Source organism: Micromonospora sp. SL4-19, assembly GCF_047921475.1.
GTDB lineage: Bacteria > Actinomycetota > Actinomycetes > Mycobacteriales > Micromonosporaceae > Micromonospora.
The window spans coordinates 104,944-123,764 of the sequence record NZ_JBLROB010000017.1; the positions used below are offsets into that span (position 1 = coordinate 104,944).

16 protein-coding genes are annotated in these 18,821 nt (G+C 72.3%); 11 read left to right on the plus strand and 5 right to left on the minus strand.

What is annotated here, in order from left to right; translation table 11 throughout:
- The first annotated feature begins 44 nt into the window (after positions 1-44).
- Positions 45-1,508 (plus strand): hypothetical protein, encoded by a 1,464-nt coding sequence (locus ACNAVT_RS20580; RefSeq protein ID WP_416298565.1) that lies wholly within the window; start codon positions 45-47, stop codon positions 1,506-1,508.
- 21 nt (positions 1,509-1,529) lie between these two features.
- Here the strand turns inward: ACNAVT_RS20580 and ACNAVT_RS20585 are convergent, their stop codons facing one another.
- On the minus strand, positions 1,530-3,500 hold the full coding sequence (locus tag ACNAVT_RS20585) for an AfsR/SARP family transcriptional regulator (RefSeq protein ID WP_416298567.1): 1,971 nt from the start codon (positions 3,498-3,500) through the stop codon (positions 1,530-1,532).
- Positions 3,501-3,602: 102 nt separating this feature from the next.
- On the opposite strand from ACNAVT_RS20585, the gene ACNAVT_RS20590 reads away from it, so the two are divergent.
- Entirely contained in the window at positions 3,603-4,481 is an 879-nt protein-coding gene (locus ACNAVT_RS20590; protein ID WP_416298569.1) for an alpha/beta fold hydrolase, read from the plus strand.
- A 25-nt stretch (positions 4,482-4,506) separates the two neighbouring features.
- Here ACNAVT_RS20590 and ACNAVT_RS20595 read toward each other — a convergent pair whose 3' ends face one another.
- Entirely contained in the window at positions 4,507-5,673 is a 1,167-nt protein-coding gene (locus tag ACNAVT_RS20595; protein WP_416298571.1) for a mandelate racemase/muconate lactonizing enzyme family protein, read from the minus strand.
- Between the two features lie 26 nt (positions 5,674-5,699).
- Positions 5,700-6,728, minus strand: coding sequence for a LacI family DNA-binding transcriptional regulator (locus ACNAVT_RS20600; RefSeq protein ID WP_416298573.1), 1,029 nt, complete (start codon positions 6,726-6,728; stop codon positions 5,700-5,702).
- A 197-nt stretch (positions 6,729-6,925) separates the two neighbouring features.
- Here ACNAVT_RS20600 and ACNAVT_RS20605 point away from each other — a divergent pair, with 197 nt between their 5' ends.
- Genes ACNAVT_RS20605 through ACNAVT_RS20635 form a run of 7 tightly spaced genes read left to right on the plus strand, consistent with a single transcriptional unit; the run spans position 6,926 to position 13,950 of the window.
- On the plus strand, positions 6,926-7,804 hold the full coding sequence (locus ACNAVT_RS20605; RefSeq protein ID WP_416298575.1) for an ABC transporter permease: 879 nt from the start codon (positions 6,926-6,928) through the stop codon (positions 7,802-7,804).
- Between the two features lie 15 nt (positions 7,805-7,819).
- Positions 7,820-8,836: an ABC transporter substrate-binding protein gene (locus tag ACNAVT_RS20610; protein ID WP_416298577.1), complete on the plus strand. Its 1,017-nt coding sequence runs from the start codon at positions 7,820-7,822 to the stop codon at positions 8,834-8,836.
- Positions 8,837-8,840: 4 nt separating this feature from the next.
- Complete coding sequence (locus tag ACNAVT_RS20615; RefSeq protein ID WP_416298578.1) at positions 8,841-9,662, plus strand: ABC transporter ATP-binding protein; 822 nt, start codon at positions 8,841-8,843, stop codon at positions 9,660-9,662.
- Positions 9,663-9,687: 25 nt separating this feature from the next.
- Entirely contained in the window at positions 9,688-10,839 is a 1,152-nt protein-coding gene (locus ACNAVT_RS20620; protein WP_416298579.1) for a Gfo/Idh/MocA family protein, read from the plus strand.
- Complete coding sequence (locus ACNAVT_RS20625; RefSeq protein WP_416298581.1) at positions 10,836-11,999, plus strand: dihydrodipicolinate synthase family protein; 1,164 nt, start codon at positions 10,836-10,838, stop codon at positions 11,997-11,999. Before ACNAVT_RS20620 ends, ACNAVT_RS20625 begins: the two co-directional genes overlap by 4 nt.
- Positions 11,996-12,847, plus strand: coding sequence for a sugar phosphate isomerase/epimerase family protein (locus ACNAVT_RS20630; protein WP_416298582.1), 852 nt, complete (start codon positions 11,996-11,998; stop codon positions 12,845-12,847). The genes ACNAVT_RS20625 and ACNAVT_RS20630 overlap by 4 nt, the downstream gene beginning before the upstream one ends.
- Positions 12,847-13,950 (plus strand): glycerate kinase, encoded by a 1,104-nt coding sequence (locus ACNAVT_RS20635; RefSeq protein ID WP_416298584.1) that lies wholly within the window; start codon positions 12,847-12,849, stop codon positions 13,948-13,950. Before ACNAVT_RS20630 ends, ACNAVT_RS20635 begins: the two co-directional genes overlap by 1 nt.
- On the opposite strand, the gene ACNAVT_RS20640 is transcribed toward ACNAVT_RS20635, so the two are convergent.
- Positions 13,943-14,245: a hypothetical protein gene (locus ACNAVT_RS20640; RefSeq protein WP_416298586.1), complete on the minus strand. Its 303-nt coding sequence runs from the start codon at positions 14,243-14,245 to the stop codon at positions 13,943-13,945. The genes ACNAVT_RS20635 and ACNAVT_RS20640 overlap by 8 nt on opposite strands.
- Positions 14,246-14,702: 457 nt before the next feature.
- Positions 14,703-16,922, minus strand: coding sequence for a S8 family serine peptidase (locus ACNAVT_RS20645; protein ID WP_416298587.1), 2,220 nt, complete (start codon positions 16,920-16,922; stop codon positions 14,703-14,705).
- A gap of 359 nt (positions 16,923-17,281) precedes the next feature.
- Here ACNAVT_RS20645 and ACNAVT_RS20650 point away from each other — a divergent pair, with 359 nt between their 5' ends.
- Positions 17,282-18,301 carry a hypothetical protein gene (locus ACNAVT_RS20650; RefSeq protein WP_416298589.1) on the plus strand — a complete coding sequence of 340 codons (1,020 nt, stop codon included), beginning with the start codon at positions 17,282-17,284 and terminating at the stop codon, positions 18,299-18,301.
- A gap of 279 nt (positions 18,302-18,580) precedes the next feature.
- Positions 18,581-18,821: GNAT family N-acetyltransferase (locus tag ACNAVT_RS20655; protein WP_416298591.1), on the plus strand; the 241-nt coding region annotated here is incomplete at its 3' end.

Below are 18,821 nucleotides of genomic sequence, written 5' to 3' on the forward strand. Positions count from 1 at the left end.
ACCGGCGGCCGGCGTAACGGCCGGAACAAGAAGGGCGGTGGCCGGTGGAGGGTCCGACCGGGGTGGTCTTCCCCCTGATCGACGGGACGCGCAGCACGACGGCGCTGGGCCGCGCGGTGGTCGCCGACGCCCTGCGCGCGGTCGACCCGGTCGGCACGCGCTCGGCGGAGCACGAGACGAACTGGCGGCACGGCTACGTGGGGCATTTCCGCCGGCTCGTCGAGGCGGGACTGCTCTCCCGCGACGCGGCGGTGACCATCGCCCGCGACGGTCTCGCCGCCCTGCACGCCCGGATGCGGGTCGTCGGCGCCGACGGGGCGGAGGTGCCGCTGGACGACGTCTTCGCCGCCACCGAGGCCGGGCAGCCGCCGCTGCGCACGGCCACCGTCGCCGGCGTCGGCGAGCCCGAGCGGGAACTGTCGCTGCCGTACCGCGGTCAGCGGCTGCGCGGCGACGAGCTGCACCGCCGGCTCGACAGCTGGGTCACCGCGGGGGTCATCGAGCCGTCCTGCGCCGAGGCGGTACGCGCCGTCATGGCCAACCCCGACTGGCTCGACCTGCGCGACCAGCGCATCGTCGTGCTCGGCGCCGGCGCCGAGATGGGCCCGCTGCCGTCGGTGCTGCGCTGGGGCGGCGACGTGGTCGCGGTGGACCTGCCGCGGCCCGACATCTGGCGGCGGCTGCTGCACACCGCCCGCCGGTACGCCGGCCGGCTGCACCTGCCGGTGCGCCCCGGCACCGGCGACGACGACCAGGCCCTCGCCGACGGCGCCGGGGCGGACCTGCTGCACCGCCTTCCCCAGGCCGCGCAGTGGCTGCTCGGCATGGACGGCCGGCTCGTGCTCGGCAACTACGTCTACGCCGACGGCGCCACCAACGTCCGGGTCGCCATGGCCGTCGACGCGCTCACCCGCCACCTGCAACGGTGCCGCGACGACGTGGCGCTGGCCTTCCTCGCCACCCCCACCGACGTGTACGCCGTCCCCGCCGAGGCGGTGCAGCACGCCGAACGGGGGTACGCCGCGCGCGGTCTTGCCCGCAGGTCGCTGCGCGTGCTCTCCGGCGGTCGGCTGCTGCACCGCAACTACCCGCCCGGCGCCGACCCGGGCGTCAATGACAGCCTGGTGCCGCAGCAGGGCCCGAACTACGCCCTGGCCAAGCGGCTGCAACGGTGGCGGGCGACGGCGGCGCGCGACGCCGGGACGACCGTGTCGTTCAAGGTCGCACCACCGACGCGTACCCGCTCGGTGCTGCGCAACCGGGCGCTCGCCGCCGCGTACGCCGGGGCGCACCGGTTCGGCATCGAGGTGTTCGACCCGGCCACCAGCAACACACTGATGGCCGCGCTGCTCGTGCACGACCTGCGTACGGGCGGCCCGGTCCAGGAGCACCCGTGGCGGGACGAGGCGTACGGGGCGGCGCACGGCGGGCTCTGGCGGGTGCCGTACGCGCCGCGCAGCGCCCTGGGCCTCGCGGTCCTGCTGGGCCTCGGCGGCGCCCGCGGCTGACCGCGCGCCGGCGCCGGCGGCTCAGGGCGTCGGGCCGAGGGCGGCGGCGAGGCGGTCGAGGTGGTGTGCGACGGGGCCGACCGTCAGCATCCCGCTGCCGGCCCCGGCCAGCTCCTGCGCGGCCGGGGCGAGCGCGGCCTGGGCGCGTTTCATCATGACCCGGTCGGCCAGTGCGACTGCGGCCTCGGCGGTGAGGCACCACAGGGCCTCGAACAGCAGATCGCGTGGCGGGTCCGGGGTCTGTCGCAGTGCGGCGGCCGCGTCGGCCCGACGGTTCCGCGCCAGCAGAACCAGCGGACGCGACCAGGGCGCGTAGGGGCCCCAGTCGGTGTCGTCGTCGACGTCGGCCGGGAGGCCGTGCCACACCCGCAGGCACAGCAGGGCCAGCGGCAGGAGGCCCCGCTGCACCCCGGGCATGCCGGCGGTGGCGAGCTGCGCCGCCGCGTCACGGTAGGCGGCCTCGACGGCCCGCGGCGACGCGTCGGCCGCGGCCAGTCGTAGCGCGCGATACCAGTGGGTGAACACGCCCACGAGGGGGCGCTCGTGCCGTGCGGCGAGCTCCTCCGCGGCGGCGGCGTGCGCGTCGGCGGCAGCGAAGTCCGCGAGCGCACTACGGGCCTGGAGACGGATGAGGTGTCCGAGGATCTCGAACGTCGGCAGGCTGTGGCGAGTGGAGAGCGCCACGATTTCGGCGCCGATCTGGTCTCGTTCGGGGGCGAGTCCTGCGCGGTGGAAGGTCTGCATGTACGCGCCGTTGAGAGCGAAGGCCAGCAGGGCGGGATCGCCCAGGCGGCGCGCGATCAGTTCCGCCTCCCGGGCCGCCTCGGGCCCGCGGGCTGCCTGCGTACCACGCGACTCGACCGCGATGGTGGCCAGCAGGCGGGCCCGGGTGGCGTCGGCCGCGCCCGGCCGAAGCCCGGCCAGGCTCCGCTCGGCCGCTGTCACGATCCGCGCGGCCTGTTCCGGGTCGTCCGAGCGCGTCCAGATCGCCGGTACGTCGAAACCCCCGATCACCCGGGCGGTCAGTTCGGGATCACCCAGTCGCTCCGCCGCGGCGATCGCGGCGACGCGTTGTTCCCGCGCCGCCTCAAGCCCGCTCGGCCCAGCGACCGCGAGGCCTCGCAGCAGGCCGACCGTCGACTCGAGCCGGGCCCGGGAGCCGGAGGCCACCGTGCGGTCGTACGCCGCCGTGGCGTCCGCCCAGACCTGGTCCGGATCCGGCGAACCGGACTGCTCGTTCACCCGATCGGCCTGCCGGAGAATGTCGGTCTCCAGGCGACGCAGACGCGGGCTCGGATCGATGCCGAGCTGTTCCAGGAGCAGGCCGCGCGCGCGCCGCAGTACGGCGAGCGCATCCCGCTGCCGTCCCGCGCGGTACAGGGCCAGAGCCAGCAGCCGCCATGCTTCCTCCCGCCACGGATGCCCGGCCACGTGGGCGTCGAGATCCGGTACGACGTCGGCGGGCCGACCGAGAGCCAGGAGCGCCTCGGCCCGCCGCTCGATCGCGTTCAGCCGTAGCTGTTCGAGTCGGGAACGCTCGCCGCGGGCCCACGGCTCGTCCTCGAAGTCGGCGTAGGCGGGCCCTCGCCACCAGCTCAGGGCACGGTCGAGGCGCTCGAGTGCTCCGTGAGGTGGCGCGGCGGGCGCGGCGGTCACCTCGTCCTCGAAGCGCCAGGCGTCGACCGCGTCCGGCGCCACCTGGAGCGCGTAGCCCGGTCCCTCGGTGAGCAACAACTGAGCCGGTTCCCGCGGCGAGCGCTGTGGCTCCAGCGCTCGGCGCAACGCCGCCACAAACGTACGGACGGCGGCCACCGCGCCCGGCGGGGGCTCCTCCCACAGGTCGTCGACGAGGCGACTGACCGGCACGACCCGGCCGCGCGCGACGACAAGCCGTGCCAGCACGGCGCGGTGTTTCGGCCCTTTCAGGGCGACCTGTGCACCGGTGTCGTCCCAGGCGACGACCGGCCCGAGAACACCGAACCTGACCTGCACTGATCGACCCACCTTCCGCGCCCGGACCAACCTAACGCGCTCATCGGTTGCTCATCCGCGACCGGCAGGCTGAACGGGCCCGGCCAACGAGAAAGGATGACCATGACAACGACCATTCCCGGCTTCGACTACCTTCGCGTCCCGGTCGATGAGGACGTCACGCTGAACGTGGCGGCGGGCGGCTCCGGCAGTCCGATCGTGCTGTTGCACGGTTTCCCGCAGACCCACCTGATGTGGCGCCACGTCGCCGTCGACCTCGCCGCCGACCACACCGTGATCTGCCCCGACCTGCGCGGCTACGGGGCCAGCGACAAGCCCGCCGCGCGCGACGCCGACACGTACGCCAAGCGGACCATGGCCGCCGACATCGTCGCCCTCGCCCGCGAGCTCGGCCACGAGCGCTTCGCCCTCGCCGGACACGATCGTGGTGCCCTCGTCGCCGTCCGCGCCGGCCTGGACCACCCGGACGCGATCAGTCATCTCGCCGCCCTCGACGTCCTGCCGACTCTGGACATGTGGGATATTCTGCACGGAGCCTCGGCCGCGGTCGCCTTCCACCTCTACCTGATGGCCCAGCCACCCGGCCTGCCCGAGCAGATGATCAGCGCGAGCGCGGACGCCTTCTTCGGCCACTTCCTCGACGTGTGGGCCCAGAATCCGCAGGCCATCCCCGCGGACGTGCGGGCGGAGTACCTGAGAGCCTCACGCGAGGCGGTGCCCTCCATCGTCGCCGACTACCGCGCCTCGGCCGGTGTCGACATCGAGCACGACCGGGCCGACCGGGCCGCCGGAAACCTGCTGGCCATGCCGGTCGCCGTCGTGCAGCAGGACTGGGGAGCGGCGCTCGGCTACGACGCCGCCGCGCTGTGGCGAGCCTGGGCCCCGAACCTGGAGCACCACACCACGTCGGCGGGACACTTCATGGCCGAGGAAGCACCTACCGAGATCATCAAGGTGCTGCGCTCTCTCCTCCTGCGGTAGCCGCTCCCCGCCGCCACCCTGCTGGCTAACCGGCGAGGACGTCGACGGCGAGTTTTCGTACGACCGACTCGTCGACGTCCACGCCGAGGCCCGGCCCGGTCGGCACGCGCGCGACACCGTCGCGGATCTCGACGGTCGCCCCGGTGGCGTACGACGACTCCAGGAACTGCCGTCCGTTGAGGTCCACCGGCGTGTCGATGCCGTACGCCGCGAACAGGTGCAGCGACGCGGCCAGGCCCAGGTCAGAGTCGGTGAGGCCGGAACCCATCAGCCGTACGCCGGCGTCCTCGGCCAGGGCGCACAGCCGTCGCGACAACGTCAACCCGCCGCTGCGCTGTACCTTGGCGATGGCCACGTCCACCGCGTCGAGCTTGACGAAGGTGGCCAGGTCACTCGGGTGGCGCAGGCTCTCGTCGAGTGCCACCGGCAGCGGCGACGCCTCCCGCAGGCGGCGCAGCCCGGCGACGTCGTTGGCCGGCAGCGGCTGCTCGAACGCGGCGACGTCGAGGTCGGCCAGCCGGCGGGCCATGCGCAGCGCGGCGTCGACGGTGTACGCCTGGTTGGCGTCGACCCACAGCGCGGCGTCGGGTGCGGCCTCGCGGACCGCCCGCACCACGGCGGCGTCCTCGGCCTCGCTGTGCAGGCCGACCTTCACCTTGAACGCCCCGTACCCGAGGGTGCGTCCCTCCGCCACCGCGTCGGCCACCTCGCCGGCGGTCTGCCCGGACACGATCCAGCCCAGCTCGATCGTGTCCCGGCGGCGCTGCCCCCACAGCACGCCCACGGGCACGCCCAGCGCCCGGCCCAGCAGATCGTGCAGCGCGACGTCGACGGCGCACTTGGCCAGCGGCGCGCCGATGGTGAAGCCCCGGTTGACGGCCCGGTCGAAGGCGGTGGTCACCCCGTCGAGGTCCCAGGCCGGGCGGCCGAGGATCGCCGGGGCGAGGTACCGGTCGACGGTGGTCACGATGGATTCGGCGGTCTCGTACGTCCAGGCCGGGATCGGGGTGGCCTCACCCCAGCCGGCCACACCGTCGGCGGTGACCTTGACCAGCACCCGGATGCTGGGCGTGCCGGCGACGGCGACCGACCCGCCGGACACCCCGAACGAGCGCACGGTGGGCAGCGCGACGGCGTACGTCTCGACCGAGTCGATGGTCAGGCCGGCCAGGGCGGTGGCGGGAGGGGTCACGGTGGCGCCTTTCCTGTCTGTCGGCTTCAGGCCAGCTTGGCGGTGCTGGCCCGGACGACCACCTCGCCGCCCATCCGCAGGATCCGGCGGCGCCGTCCGGTGTTCTCGGTGAGCGCCAGCTCCATCGCCTTCTCCCCCAACTGCTGCAGCGGCAGCGCGACGGTGGTCAGCGGCGGGGTGAGGTCACGGACGATCGGGATGTCGTCGAAGCCGGCGATAGAGACGTCGTTCGGCACGGACAGCCCGCGGTCGCGCAGCGCCGCGCAGGCGCCGATGGCCATCACGTCGGTCAGCGCGAACACGCAGGTGGCGGTCAGTCCGCGGGTCAGCAGTTCGGTCATCGCGCCGTATCCACCGTCGCGGGTGAACGCGCCCTCGACGATGTCGGTCGGGGCCAGCGTCACGCCGGCCTTCTTGAGCTCGTCACGGAAGCCGCCCAGCCGGTCGGCGACGGTGGTCAACGCGGGCGGCCCGGTCAGCACGGCGAATCGGCGGTGGCCCAGGTCGAGCAGGGCGCGAGCCATCGCGGCCGCACCGGCCCGGTTCTCCGGCAGGACGCAGTCGACCTTGATGCTGCGGTGCCGGCTGACCACCGCGACCCGGCCCCCGCCCTCCAGGTAGGGCTTCAGTTCGGTGTCCAGGGCCCGCTCCCAGCGGGGGTCCTCGAACCCGGAACCGATGAGCAGGATGGCCGGCGCGCGCTCGGCCCGCAGCATCGACACGTACGCGATCTCCCGCTCCGGGTCGCGGAACGTGCTGGCCAGCATCACCAGCAGGTCGTTGTCCCCGGCGACCCGCATGACCCCGCCGGCGACCGCGGCGAAGTACGGGTCGCTGACGTCGTGACAGATGACGCCGACCGTGCGGTGGGAGGCGCCGGCCAGGGCACGGGCGTGCGCGTTCGGCGTGTATGCGAGCCGCTCCGCCGCCGCCAGCACCCGGTCCCGCAGTTGCGGGGTCACCCGCGTGCCGTTGAGCGCCCGGGAGGCCGTGGCGAGCGAGACGTCGGCAGCTCTGGCCACGTCTTCCAGCGTCACGTGCGTCCGTGGCTGCATGGACTTTTCCCCCTGCGGAACTTCTTGACCGGAATATTTCGGCGTGGTTACCGTAGCACCCTGAAAGCGCTTACTGAAAGCGCATTCAGGGCCGGTGCCGGGGCGTTCCCCGGGCTGCTCGGCCCTGTCCGACGGCACGTGCCTACCCAACGGCTGGGTTCCCGGAACCGCCGGCCAGCCAGGAAGAACGGAGGGTCATGGCCGCGCAGAGCACCATCGAGCAACCGGAGGCGACCGCTCCGGCCCGCACTCCCGCGCCGGCCGCCCGCCGCCGCGGCTCGGCCGGCGTCGGCCTGCTCCGGTTCGTCCAGGGCATCTGGCGCCCCGCCGCGGTCCTCGCGGCGATCTTCGTCCTCTGGTGGGCGGTGACCGCGGCGGACCTGGTCAAGCCGTACCTGGTCCCCTCGCCGGGCGCGACGCTGGACGTCGTCCTCGGTCAGCCGAGCTACTTCGCCCACCACACCTGGATCACCACGTACGAGACGGTGCTGGGCTTCGTGATCGCGATCGCGGTCGGCGTGCTCTCCGCCGTCGTCATGGTCTACTCCCCGACCGTCGAGAAGAGCCTCTACCCGCTCCTGCTGTTCGCCCAGGTGATCCCGAAGATCGCGATCGCGCCGCTGTTCATCGTGTGGCTCGGCTTCGGGCTCTCGCCGAAGGTCGTCGTCGCGGTGCTGATGGCCTTCTTCCCGATCGTCATCTCCACGGTCACCGGCCTCAAGTCGATCGACCCGGAGATGCTGCAACTGTCCGCGACCATGGGCGCGGGCCCGGGGCAGACCTTCGTGAAGATCCGCTTCCCCGCTGCCCTGCCGCACCTGTTCGCCGGCCTCAAGGTCGCCGCCACGATGGCCGTCACCGGCGCCGTGGTGGGCGAGTTCGTCGGCGCCAACGAGGGCCTCGGCTACGTGATCCTGCAGGCCAACGGCAACCTCGACACCCCGACGCTCTTCGCCGGGCTGCTCATCATGTCGCTGCTCGGCGTCGTCCTGTTCGTGGTCGTGGAACTGCTCGAGTACCTCGTCCTTCCATGGCATGCCAGCCGCCGTACCGACGCCGCTACGACGTCGCTCTGAATAGGAGAACCACGGATGAAGTTGCGTTACCTCGCCGCCGCGCTCGTGCCGGCGCTCCTACTCGCCACCACCGCCTGCGGCTCGTCCTCGGACGAGCAGAGCAAGAACCCGCAGGGCCAGGACAAGGTCACCCTGACCCTCAACTGGTACCCGTACGGCGAGCACGCGCCGTTCTACTTCGGCAAGAAGCAGGGCATCTTCGCCAAGCACGGCATCGACCTGACCATCCAGGCCGGCCAGGGCTCGCAGAAGACCATCCAGGCCACCGCCGCCGGGCAGACCGACTTCGGCTGGGCCGACACCCCGGCCCTGCTCTCCGCGGTCGGCCAGGGGATGGACGTCAAGAGCGTCGGCGTCTTCCTGCAGACCACCCCGTCGTCGGTGCAGTTCTTCAGCGACAAGAACATCAACTCCCCCGCCGACCTCAAGGGCAAGACAATCGCCTCCACCGCCGGCGACGCGCTGAGCAAGACCTTCCCGGCCTTCCTCAAGGCCAACGGCCTGAGCGACGGCGACGTGACCCTGCAGAACACCGACCCGGCCGGCAAGATGGCCGCCGTCATGTCAGGCAAGACCGACGCGCTGCTCGGCTTCGCCACCGACCAGGGCCCCACGATGCAGGAGAAGGCCGGCAAGGAGGTCTCCTACCTCAAGTTCGCCGAGCACGGCCTGACCTTCTACAGCAACGGCCTGATCGCGTCGGCCGACACCATCAAGAACAAGCAGGACCTGGTGAAGCGGATGGTCGCGGCCAGCAGCGAGGCCTGGTCCGCCGCCGAGAAGGACGCGGCCGGCGCCGTCGCGGCGATGGCGGGCGCCTCCCAGCAGCTGCCGTCGGAGAAGGTGCTCACCGACCAGTTCAACGCCACGCTGCAGCTGCTGCACACCGACGCCACCAAGGGACAGGCCCCCGGCATCAACGACGAGGCCGACTGGACGAAGACCATCACCGTCTTCGCCGACGCCGGCGTGATCAACAAGGCGGAGTCGCCGGCGACCTACTGGGACGCGAGCTTCGCGCCGAAGGGATGAACCGATGACGGTCGGCAACACCACCACGCAGCGGGCCGAAGACGCCACGGCGACGGGCGCCGCGGTCGAGATCGACCAGGTCGCGGTCCGCTTCCGTACCAAGAAGAAGGACGTCACCGCGCTGCGCGACGTCTCGCTGCGGATCGAGCCGGGCGAGTTCGTCTCGATCGTCGGCGCCTCCGGCTGCGGCAAGTCGACGCTGCTCAAGCTGGTGTCCGGCCTGCTGCGGCCGTCGTCCGGCCAGGTCCGCCTGCACGGTGAGGACGTGCGGGGGCCACGGCGCGACATCGGATACGTCTTCCAGCGCGCCGCCCTGCTGGAGTGGCGTACGGCCCGGCGCAACATCCAGCTCCAGGCCGAGATGCGCCGCATGCCCAAGGCACAGGCACGCGAGCGCGTCGACGAGCTGATGGCGATGACCGGCCTGACCGGCTTCGAGGACGCGTACCCGAACGAGCTGTCCGGCGGGATGCAGCAGCGGGTGGCCCTGTGCCGCGCGCTGCTGCACCGCCCCCCGGTCCTGCTCATGGACGAGCCGTTCGGGGCGTTGGACGCCCTCACCCGCGAGCAGATGAACGTCGAGCTGCGGCGGATCTGGCGGGAGACGGGCACCACCGTCATGCTCGTCACCCACTCCATCGCCGAGGCGGTCTACCTGGCCAACCGGGTGATCGTCATGACCCCTCGACCCGGCACCGTCGCCGAGGTCATCGATGTCGACCTTCCCGTCGAGCGTGACTACGGCCAGACCATGTCCGAGCCGGAGTTCGCCCGGGCCACGGGACGCATCCGGGACCTGCTCGGTGCGACGACGACCGCCGAATAACCACCGCACCTCGGAAGGAAACACTGTGGAGCGCACGTCTATCGGGATCATCCTCAACGGCGTGACCGGACGGATGGGCTACCGCCAGCATCTCGTCCGATCCCTGCTCGCCATCCGCGAACAGGGCGGACTGCCGGCCCGCGACGGCAGCCGCATCTGGCCGGAGCTGACCCTGGTGGGCCGCAACGAGGCCCGGCTCGCCGAGATCGCCGCCCGGCACGGGCTCACGTCGTACACGACGGACCTGGACGCCGCGCTCGCCGACGACTCCCACCAGATCTACTTCGACGCGCAGGTGACCGCGCAGCGGGAGAAGGCCATCCGGGCGGCGATCGAGGCCGGCAAGCACGTCTACACCGAGAAGCCACTCGCCGAGGGGCTGACCGGTTCGCTGGAACTGGCCCGGCTCGCCGCCGCCCGGGGCATCAAGAACGGCGTCGTGCAGGACAAGCTGTTCCTGCCCGGCCTGCGCAAGCTCAAGCGGCTGGTCGACGGCGGATTCTTCGGCCGGATCCTGTCGGTACGCGGCGAGTTCGGCTACTGGGTGTTCGAGGGCGACTGGCAGACCGCCCAGCGGCCGAGCTGGAACTACCGCGCCGAGGACGGTGGCGGCATCGTGGTGGACATGTTCCCGCACTGGCACTACGTGCTGGAGCAGATCTTCGCCCCGGTGACCGCGGTGACCGCGCACATCGCCACCCACATCCCCGAGCGGGTCGACGAGACCGGGCAGACCTACCGGGCCACCGCCGACGACGCCGCGTACGGCATCTTCGAGCTGGCCGGCGGCATCACCGCGCAGATCAACTCGTCCTGGGCCGTGCGGGTGTACCGCGACGAGCTGGTCGAGTTCCAGGTCGACGGCACCAACGGCAGCGCCGTCGCCGGCCTGCGCAACTGCCGCATCCAGCACCGGGGTGCCACTCCGATGCCGGTGTGGAACCCGGACCTGCCGGCCACCGAGGACTTCCGCGCCCAGTGGCAGACCGTTCCGGACAACGAGGACTTCGACAACGGGTTCAAGGTCCAGTGGGAGGCGTTCCTGCGCCACGTCGTCGACGACGAGCCCTTCCCGTGGGACTTCCTGGCCGGCGTACGCGGCGTGCAGCTCGCCGAGGCCGGGCTGCGTTCGGCCCGAGAGGGACGGCGGATCGAAATCGAGGAGATCACCCTGTGACCGCCCGGATCACCCTGCCCACCGCCCAGGGCGCCGGCGAGGTGCTGACGCTGCGGGAACCGGCCGGCTGGCAGCGGCCGGCCGGCCCGCCGACCAGCCGGATCGCGTACGCCGCGGCGCACGTGGTGGCCGACCCGCACGCCGACAACGCCCCTGGTCAGCCCGCCCGGCTGGACTGGGACGCCACTCTGGGAGTCCGGCGCAACCTCTGGTCCTGGGGGCTCGGGGTCGCCGAGGCGATGGACACCGCCCAGCGCGGGATGGGGCTCGACTGGGCCGCCACCCGGGAGCTGATCCGCCGTAGCGCCGCCGAAGCCGCCGCCTGTGGCGGACGGATCGTGGCCGGAGCGGCCACCGACCAGCTGACCGGCGTACCGACCGGCCTGGACCAGATCGTCGCCGCGTACGCCGAGCAGGTCGCCTTCGTGCAGGAGTGCGGCGCCACCGCCGTCGTCATGGCCAGCCGGCAGCTCGCCGCCCTCGCCACCGGCCCGGACGACTACCTGCGCGTCTACGACCAGGTGCTGTCCCGGTCGGCGGCACCGGTCGTACTGCACTGGCTCGGCGACATGTTCGACCCGGCGCTGGCCGGCTACTGGGGGTCGACGGACCTCGACGCGGCGACCAAGACGTTCGTGTCGCTGGTGCAGTCCCACGCCGACGTCGTCGACGGGGTGAAGGTGTCGCTGCTCGACGCCGATCGGGAGGTGCGGCTGCGCGAGCTGCTGCCGACCGACGTCCGGGTCTACACCGGCGACGACTACCACTACCCCGAGCTGATCGCCGGCGACGGCCGGCAGTTCAGCCACGCCCTGCTCGGCGCGTTCGCGGCCATCGCCCCCGCCGCGTCGGCGGCGCTGCAGCGGCTCGACGCCGGCGACCAGGTGGGCTTCCGGGAGATCCTGGACCCCACCGTGCCGCTGTCCCGGCACGTCTTCGCCCCGCCGACCCAGTACTACAAGACGGGCATCGCCTTCCTGTCCTGGCTCAACGGTTTCCAGCCCGGGTTCACCATGGTGGGCGGGCTGCACAGCGGGCGCAGTGTGCCGCACCTGGTGCAGGTGTTCCGCCTCGCCGATGCCGCCGGCCTGCTGCTCGACCCGGACCTGGCGGTCGAGCGGATGCGCCGGTACCTGTCGGTGGCCGGGGTGGACGCGTGAGCGCCGCACCGGCGGCGGTCGACCCCCGCCTGGCGCGCCTGTCGCTCAACCAGCGCACCACCGAGTCGTGGTCGGTCCGCGAGGCCGTCGAGGGCTGCGTCCGCGCCGGCATCCCGGCGATCGGGCTGTGGCGCGAGCCGGTGGCCGAGATCGGGGTGGCCGCCGCCGCGAAGCTCGTCGCCGACGCGGGGCTGCGGGTGTCCTCGCTGTGCCGCGGCGGCTTCCTCACCGCCACCGGTGAGGCCGGCCGGGCCGCGCTGGAGGACAACCGGCGCGCCATCGACGAGGCGGCCGGCCTGGGCACCGACTGCCTGGTCATGGTCGTCGGCGGCCTGCCGCCGGGGTCCCGCGACCTGCTCGGCGCCCGGCAGCGGGTGGCCGACGCGCTCGCCGAGCTGGCCCCGTATGCCGGCGAGCGCGGCGTACGGCTGGCCCTGGAACCGCTGCACCCGATGTACTGCGCGGACCGGGCGGTCCTGTCCACCCTGGGGCAGGCGCTCGACCTCGCCGACCGATTCCCGGTCGAGCAGGTGGGCGTCGTGGTCGACACCTTCCACCTCTGGTGGGACCCGGACGTGTGGCGGCAGATCGAACGCGCCGGGCAACGCATCGCCAGCTTCCAGGTGTGCGACTTCCTCACCCCGCTCCCGGCCGACGTGCTGCTCGGGCGGGGCATGATGGGCGACGGCCACATCGACTTTCCGCCGTTCCGCCGGGCGGTCGAGCAGGCCGGCTACGCCGGCGACATCGAGGTGGAGATCTTCAACGCCGAGGTGTGGGCGACCGACCCCGACGAGGTGCTGGCCACCATGAAGGACCGCTACCTCCAGCTCGTGCTCGCCGACTGATGCGGGTCGTCGTCGCACCCGACTCGTTCAAGGGCAGCGTGGGCGCCGACGCCGCCGCCCGGGCGCTGGCCAACGGCTGGCTCGCCCACCGGCCCGCGGACGAGGTGCGGCTGCTTCCGTTGGCCGACGGCGGCGAGGGCACCGTCGACGCCTTCGCCGCCGCCCTGCCCGACGCCGAGCGCCGCACGGTGACGGTGCCCGGCCCCGACGGTCGCGCGGTGTCCGCGGCCTGGCTGCTGCTGCCCGACGGCACGGCCGTGCTGGAACTCGCCCAGTCCAGCGGGTTGCCCTTGATGGCCGCCCCAGATCCGTTCGGCGCCCACACGTACGGGCTCGGCGCGGTCGCCCGGGCCGCCCTCGACGCCGGCGCCACCCGTCTCGTCATCGGCCTCGGGGGGTCGGCGTCGACCGACGGCGGCACCGGCGCGCTGCGCGCACTCGGGCTGCGGCTGCGCGACGCCCAGGGCCGGGACCTGCCCCTTGGCGGCGCCGCGCTGGCCGACCTGGCCGACGTCGACGCCACCGACCTGCTTCCCGCACCGCCCGGCGGCGTCCAACTGCTGGTCGACGTGACCGCGCCGCTGGCCGGCCCCGCCGGCGCCGCCGCAGTGTACGGGCCGCAGAAGGGCGCCGGATCGGCGGACGTGGCGTTGCTGGACGGGGCGTTACGCTGGTTCGCCGACCTAGCCGGCGGGGATCCCGACGAGCCGGGGGCCGGCGCGGCGGGCGGCACCGCGTACGGTCTGGCGACCCTGTGGGGGGCCAGGATCGTGCCAGGCGCGACGACAATCGCCGAACTGGTCGGGTTGGCGGACGCGCTCGCGGGCACAGACGTGCTGCTCACCGGCGAGGGACGGTTCGACGAGACCTCGCTGACCGGCAAGGTGGTCGGTTCGCTGCTCGACGTGGCCGCCGCCGTCGACGTGCGGGTCGGCGTGGCCGCCGGTCAGGTGACGGGGCGGGTGCCCGGGTCGGTGTCGGCGGCAGTGTCGCTGGTGGAGCTCGCCGGCTCGGTCGACGCGGCGCTACAGGAGCCGGCGCGCTGGCTGCACGAGGCCGGTGGCCTGCTTGCCGACCGCCTTGCCACGCTGCGGCTCAACTAGCACCGGTCCTGGCCGGCGTCTTGGCGGGTAGCCGGTGCAGCGCGTCGACCAGCGGTGCCAACTCCGGCAGCTGCTCGGCCTCGGCGAGGGCACGGTACGCAACGCTGACCGTACCGCTGCGTTCCGGCCGCCCCAGGCGGCCGGAACGTACGCTGTGCCCGTGCTGTCGCAGGTCACCGGACTGTCCCGCCACTTCACCGAGGAGTCCCTGCGGGCGTACCTCCTCGACCGCGTCGTACGCCGGGACGACGGCTGTCTCGTCGTACGCGGCTACGGCAGCCGGCGCGGCGTCCATCAGAAGGTCGCCGGTCGGGCGTGGGCCGCACATCGCCGCGTACGCCGTGTTCGTGGGCGGTTATGACCCGCACCTGGACGTCGACCAGCGCTGCGGTGTGCCGGACTGCATCGAGCCCACCCACCTGCGGCAGGTGAGCCGGTCGGAGAACTGCCGCGACCGGCGCCGCGCCGACCGCTGCCGCAACGGGCACGACCGCGAGATCGACGACGCGACCGGCCGTTACCGCCGGTGTGCCGCGCCTGCAACGCCGAGGCGCAACGGCGCTGGCGGGAGCGCCGGGCCGCGGAGTCACCCGCTCCCGCGCCGAACACGGCCGCAGCGGCCTCTGATTGGGCCATGTCGAAAAGGTGTGGGCCGCGACGCCGACATCGGCGCCGCGGCCCACAACCCGCTTCCTGCCCCCTTCACCCCGGCTCGACCGCGGTCAAGCCGACGCCAACGAAAGGGTCACGACCTACTTCCCGTTGGCCGGCACGGCGTGCATGACGGTCAGCGTCATGTTGTTGTTCTTGTAGGACACCCGGAACAGGTAGCCGCCGGCGTTCACGACACGGTTCTCGGGCATCGCGTGGAAGCCGCCCTGGATCGACCTGCCGCTCATGATCGTCAGCACGGTGCCCGGGGTCAGCTTTCCGCGCACGTCCAGGCTCAGCTCGCCGGCCAGCACCAGGTCACCCGCAGCCCGGACGCTGGTGTAGTCGCGGTCGCCGGAGATGGTCACGGCGAGGCGACCCTCCCTGCCGATGCTCACGCTCCCACCGACGTTCAGGACATTGCCGGGAACGACCTGCACGTCGGTGATGCCCGCCGCCTCATCGGCCGCGAGACCGGGCGCCAGCACGCCGCCGGTGACGTTGACGCTGTCGGCCACGCTGCCGCTGCCGCCGAGCGTCCCGCCTCGCACGTCGATCGCGCTCGCGTGCGAGCCGACGACCGAGAGCTTGCCGCCGAGGACCGTGCTCGTCCCGCGCCACGTCTCACTGCCCGTCAGGAACAGGGTTCCGTCGCCACGCTTCGTGAGGCTGCCCTCGTAGGCGCGTGCATTGCGGGCCTGCTCGCGACGGGTCCCGATGGCGTAGTCCGACTTGTCGGCCTCACTCGCGTCGGCCGGAAGCCCCTGGGTCCAGCCCTTGGCGGCCTTGGTCGCCTCCCAGGCGGTAGCCTCGGCGGCGTCCTCCTGCTGGCGTGCCTGGATCGCGACGTCGGAGATGTCGTTCGACCACACGTCGCTGTGCCCCTGCGTGTCGACGTCGAACGCCCCCAGCAGCTGGCCCGGGCCGTTCATGGCCTCCCGCAGGCTGACCGTGCCCCAGCCGTTACGCGCATCGGGTACCTGCACGATCTGGCCGCGGGTGGGGTTCGCAATGGCGGTGCCCGCCGCGTTGTTGATCGTGTTGTTCTGCCGACCGGTGGTGAACATCGTGTACAGCGCCTGCTCGTTGGTCAGGTACGGGAAGCGCTGCATGATCAACGACAGCGCGGCCGCCGAGTGCGGCCCGGCCATCGAGGTCCCCGACGAACTGCCGTAACGGGGCTCGGGCACGCCGTTGACGACCGACACGGTGGTGCTGTTGATGCTGTTGGCCGGCGCGGTCACGCAGGACCACTTCGCGACGCCACACTGGTTGAACGTCTGCTGGCCGGGGACCAGGACGGAGCCGTCAGGGTTGAACGTGCGCCCCTGGGTGGGGTTGATCCCGGACGTCGTGAACCAGCTGCCCTCCAGCTCGGGCAGGAAGTACGGCGCGGCGCCTCGCGGCGACGGGTTCACGTAGCCGCTGTTACCGGCGGTGAACTGGATGACCGTGCCGGTACGCGCGGCCTCGATGGCGCCGTTCAGCCAGCGGGCGGTGCTGCCGTTCACGTCGACGACGCCGTCCGGAGTGGACCAGAGGCGCCACGCCGTGTTCAAGCCGTAGCCCGCCGGGCTGCCGGGCGGCGCGTCGTACGTGTTGTAGTTCTCCGTGTTGGGCTGGCTGCCCCAGCTGCTGGTGATGATCCTGACGGGCTGGCCGTTCGCCGTCTGGGCGCCATTCACGGCCCGGTAGACGTTGCCGATGTAGGCGTCGTCCGGCTTCTGCGCGGCGGTCGCGTTCGCCGGCAGGAGGCCGTAGAGCACGCCGTCCGTCTTGTGGGTGTTGCCCATGTAGACGTTGCTGTTGAACGCGACCCCGTGCATGTTGGCGACGGGTCCGCTCGGTTGCGTCTCGCCGACACCGTCGCGGCTCGCACCGACGGTCCCGGTGACGTGCGTGCCATGGCTGTCGTTGAACGACGGGTCATAGAACCCGGAGGTGGGGCCGGTCGCGCCGCCCTGGGCTTCCACCGAGAAGTAGCGGTCGCCGACCGCGTAGTTCGTCTCGAGGCTGCCGTGCTCCCGGATGTGCCCGGCGAAGACGCCGGAGTCGACGACGCCGATGTTCATCCCCGTGCCCGAGTAGCCGGCGGCGTAGGCGAACTCCGCTCCCATCGACACCAGGCCGGCGTCCCGGTTGAACTCGGCGGTGCGCCAACTCGCCGGGTCGCCGACCCGACCGGGATCTCCCTCGTAGGTCTTGATCGGCGGTGGCGACACGGACAGCTGCGCCATCGCCGGCTGTGCGACGACGCTGAGCGCCACTACCGGCGCCAGCGCCGCGATCAGCGCGGGTTTCACACGTCTTGCGGTCGACATTTCCAGCCCCTTCAAGATCGTTTTATTTCGGGATGCTAGTCACCCCTCCATCTCGGGATCAAGATGTTAGCGATCACATTCATGTCAACGCCTCGATCCTTCCGCCCTGGTGCGCGGCCTCCTCGTCGAGGCGGCGGCGATCCGTTGAGCCGGGGCCAAGCCGATGGGCCCTCAGTCTTCGTCCGGCAACGAATCGTGCCCGAGTTCGTTTGACGGCATAGCCCGTTTGGCCTGTGGCCCGTCGAGGTGGATGGCGCCGAGGCCAACCGGATCGGCTGGTTCCGAGTCGCGTACCTGACTGAAACCGGCAAGGCGTCTGGCGTGTGTCTCCTACGTCGACCAACTCATGGGAGGTACAAATGCTCAAGATCTCACGACGGGCAGTGCTGCGGGGGGTCGCCGCCACGGCCGCGGGCGTCGCGCTGACGTCCGGGTCCGCTGTCGCGGCGTCTGCCGGGGTCGCACCCGCGCCCCGGGGCACCACCTGCACGATGCAGACGCTGCCGGTGCCGGCGAACACCTACCGCAGCGATGTTGCGGCGATCGACTCGTCCGGCCGGTTCATCATCGGCTCGGCGATCGTGCGCGGGGACACCGACACATATCCGGTCCTGCTGTGGGACCGCGACCGGCTGACCAGCTTCGACCCGCCGGTACCGGACGGGTACCCGGTCGACGTGAACCGCGACGGCGTCGTTATCGGCAACGGTTCGGGGTTCCCCGCGTCGCCGCCGTGGAAGTACCGCAACGGTGTGGCGACCCTGCTGCCGGTGATCGACCCGGCAGATCGAACCACGGTCGTGGCGATCAACTCCCGCGGCGACATCGCGGGAATGGGCTGGACCTCGAGCGGTGAATCGTACGGGCTGCTGTGGCGGGCGGCCCGCCCGGGCACGGCCCAGGTGATCAACACTCCGGCGGCGTCGACGATCACCGGGCTGACCGATGACGGCACCGTCGTCGGGCGCAGCGGCGACGCCGAGCCAACCGCATGGATGCGGACGCCTTCCGGCGTGGTGCGTCCGCTGGTCGGTCCGGACGGCAATGCGGACGGGTACGTCCTGGCCGCGAGCGGGCGCTGGGCGGTGGGCCAGGGCCGGCAGGCCGGCGCGCTCGTCGGGCTGCGGTGGAACCTGCGAACCGGTCGACCCACTGTGCTCGACCCGCGGCTCGGCATCAACCCCACCGATGTCAACGCCCACGGCACGGTGCTGGCCGACGACCAACTGCAGCGCGGTGACACCGTGGTGACCCTCCCGTCGCCCGGCCCCAACCAGACGGTCGCCGGGCGCTCCCTCGCCGACAACCGGACGGTGGCCGGTTTCCACAACAACAGGGTTCCCGGCGGGGTGCGGGCGGTGCGCTGGATCGGCTGCTAGGCCGGGGCCGGTGCACGGCCGGATCCCGCTTCGACGGACCTGGCCACCACCGACATCCTTGAACGGTGTGACGGCAGGAGGCGGGCCGGGGCCATCGCGAAATGGTCCCGGCCGGCGGCTCAGACCAGTAGGGCCGGCCGCATCTCCACGGCGCCGGCACGCAGCTCGCGCAGGTCCGGGATATGGTTGTAGAGCTCGGCCACCGCCTGGCGCGCCGCGCCGGCCGGCAGTCGAGAGGAGACCTCTTTCCAGCGACTCTCGGGCTGTTAGCCTGCGCGCATGTCAGACCTCGGGCCCATCGCCTGGCCGCCTGAGCCGATCCGGACCGAGAGACTCGTGCTCCGTGAGTCCGAGGCCCGGGACCGTGCGGCGTTCATCGAGCTGCTGGCGTCGCCAGAGGTGCACACCTACCTCGGCGGCCCCCGCCCGCGTGACGAGCTTGAGCGCGAGATGCCCGGGGCACCCGAGCGGTGGCCCGGGAGTTTCGTCGTTGATCTCGACGGGGCGATGATCGGCCAGG

Bases quoted from the DNA above. Each gene is read 5' to 3' on its own strand.
- ACNAVT_RS20615 (WP_416298578.1), top strand. From the start codon at position 8,841: ATGACGGTCGGCAACACCACCACGCAGCGGGCCGAAGACGCCACGGCG.
- ACNAVT_RS20640 (WP_416298586.1), bottom strand. From the start codon at position 14,245: ATGGACGCCGCGCCGGCTGCCGTAGCCGCGTACGACGAGACAGCCGTC.
- ACNAVT_RS20605 (WP_416298575.1), top strand. From the start codon at position 6,926: ATGGCCGCGCAGAGCACCATCGAGCAACCGGAGGCGACCGCTCCGGCC.
- ACNAVT_RS20600 (WP_416298573.1), bottom strand. From the start codon at position 6,728: ATGCAGCCACGGACGCACGTGACGCTGGAAGACGTGGCCAGAGCTGCC.
- ACNAVT_RS20590 (WP_416298569.1), top strand. From the start codon at position 3,603: ATGACAACGACCATTCCCGGCTTCGACTACCTTCGCGTCCCGGTCGAT.
- ACNAVT_RS20635 (WP_416298584.1), top strand. From the start codon at position 12,847: ATGCGGGTCGTCGTCGCACCCGACTCGTTCAAGGGCAGCGTGGGCGCC.
- ACNAVT_RS20650 (WP_416298589.1), top strand. From the start codon at position 17,282: ATGCTCAAGATCTCACGACGGGCAGTGCTGCGGGGGGTCGCCGCCACG.
- ACNAVT_RS20610 (WP_416298577.1), top strand. From the start codon at position 7,820: ATGAAGTTGCGTTACCTCGCCGCCGCGCTCGTGCCGGCGCTCCTACTC.
- ACNAVT_RS20645 (WP_416298587.1), bottom strand. From the start codon at position 16,922: ATGTCGACCGCAAGACGTGTGAAACCCGCGCTGATCGCGGCGCTGGCG.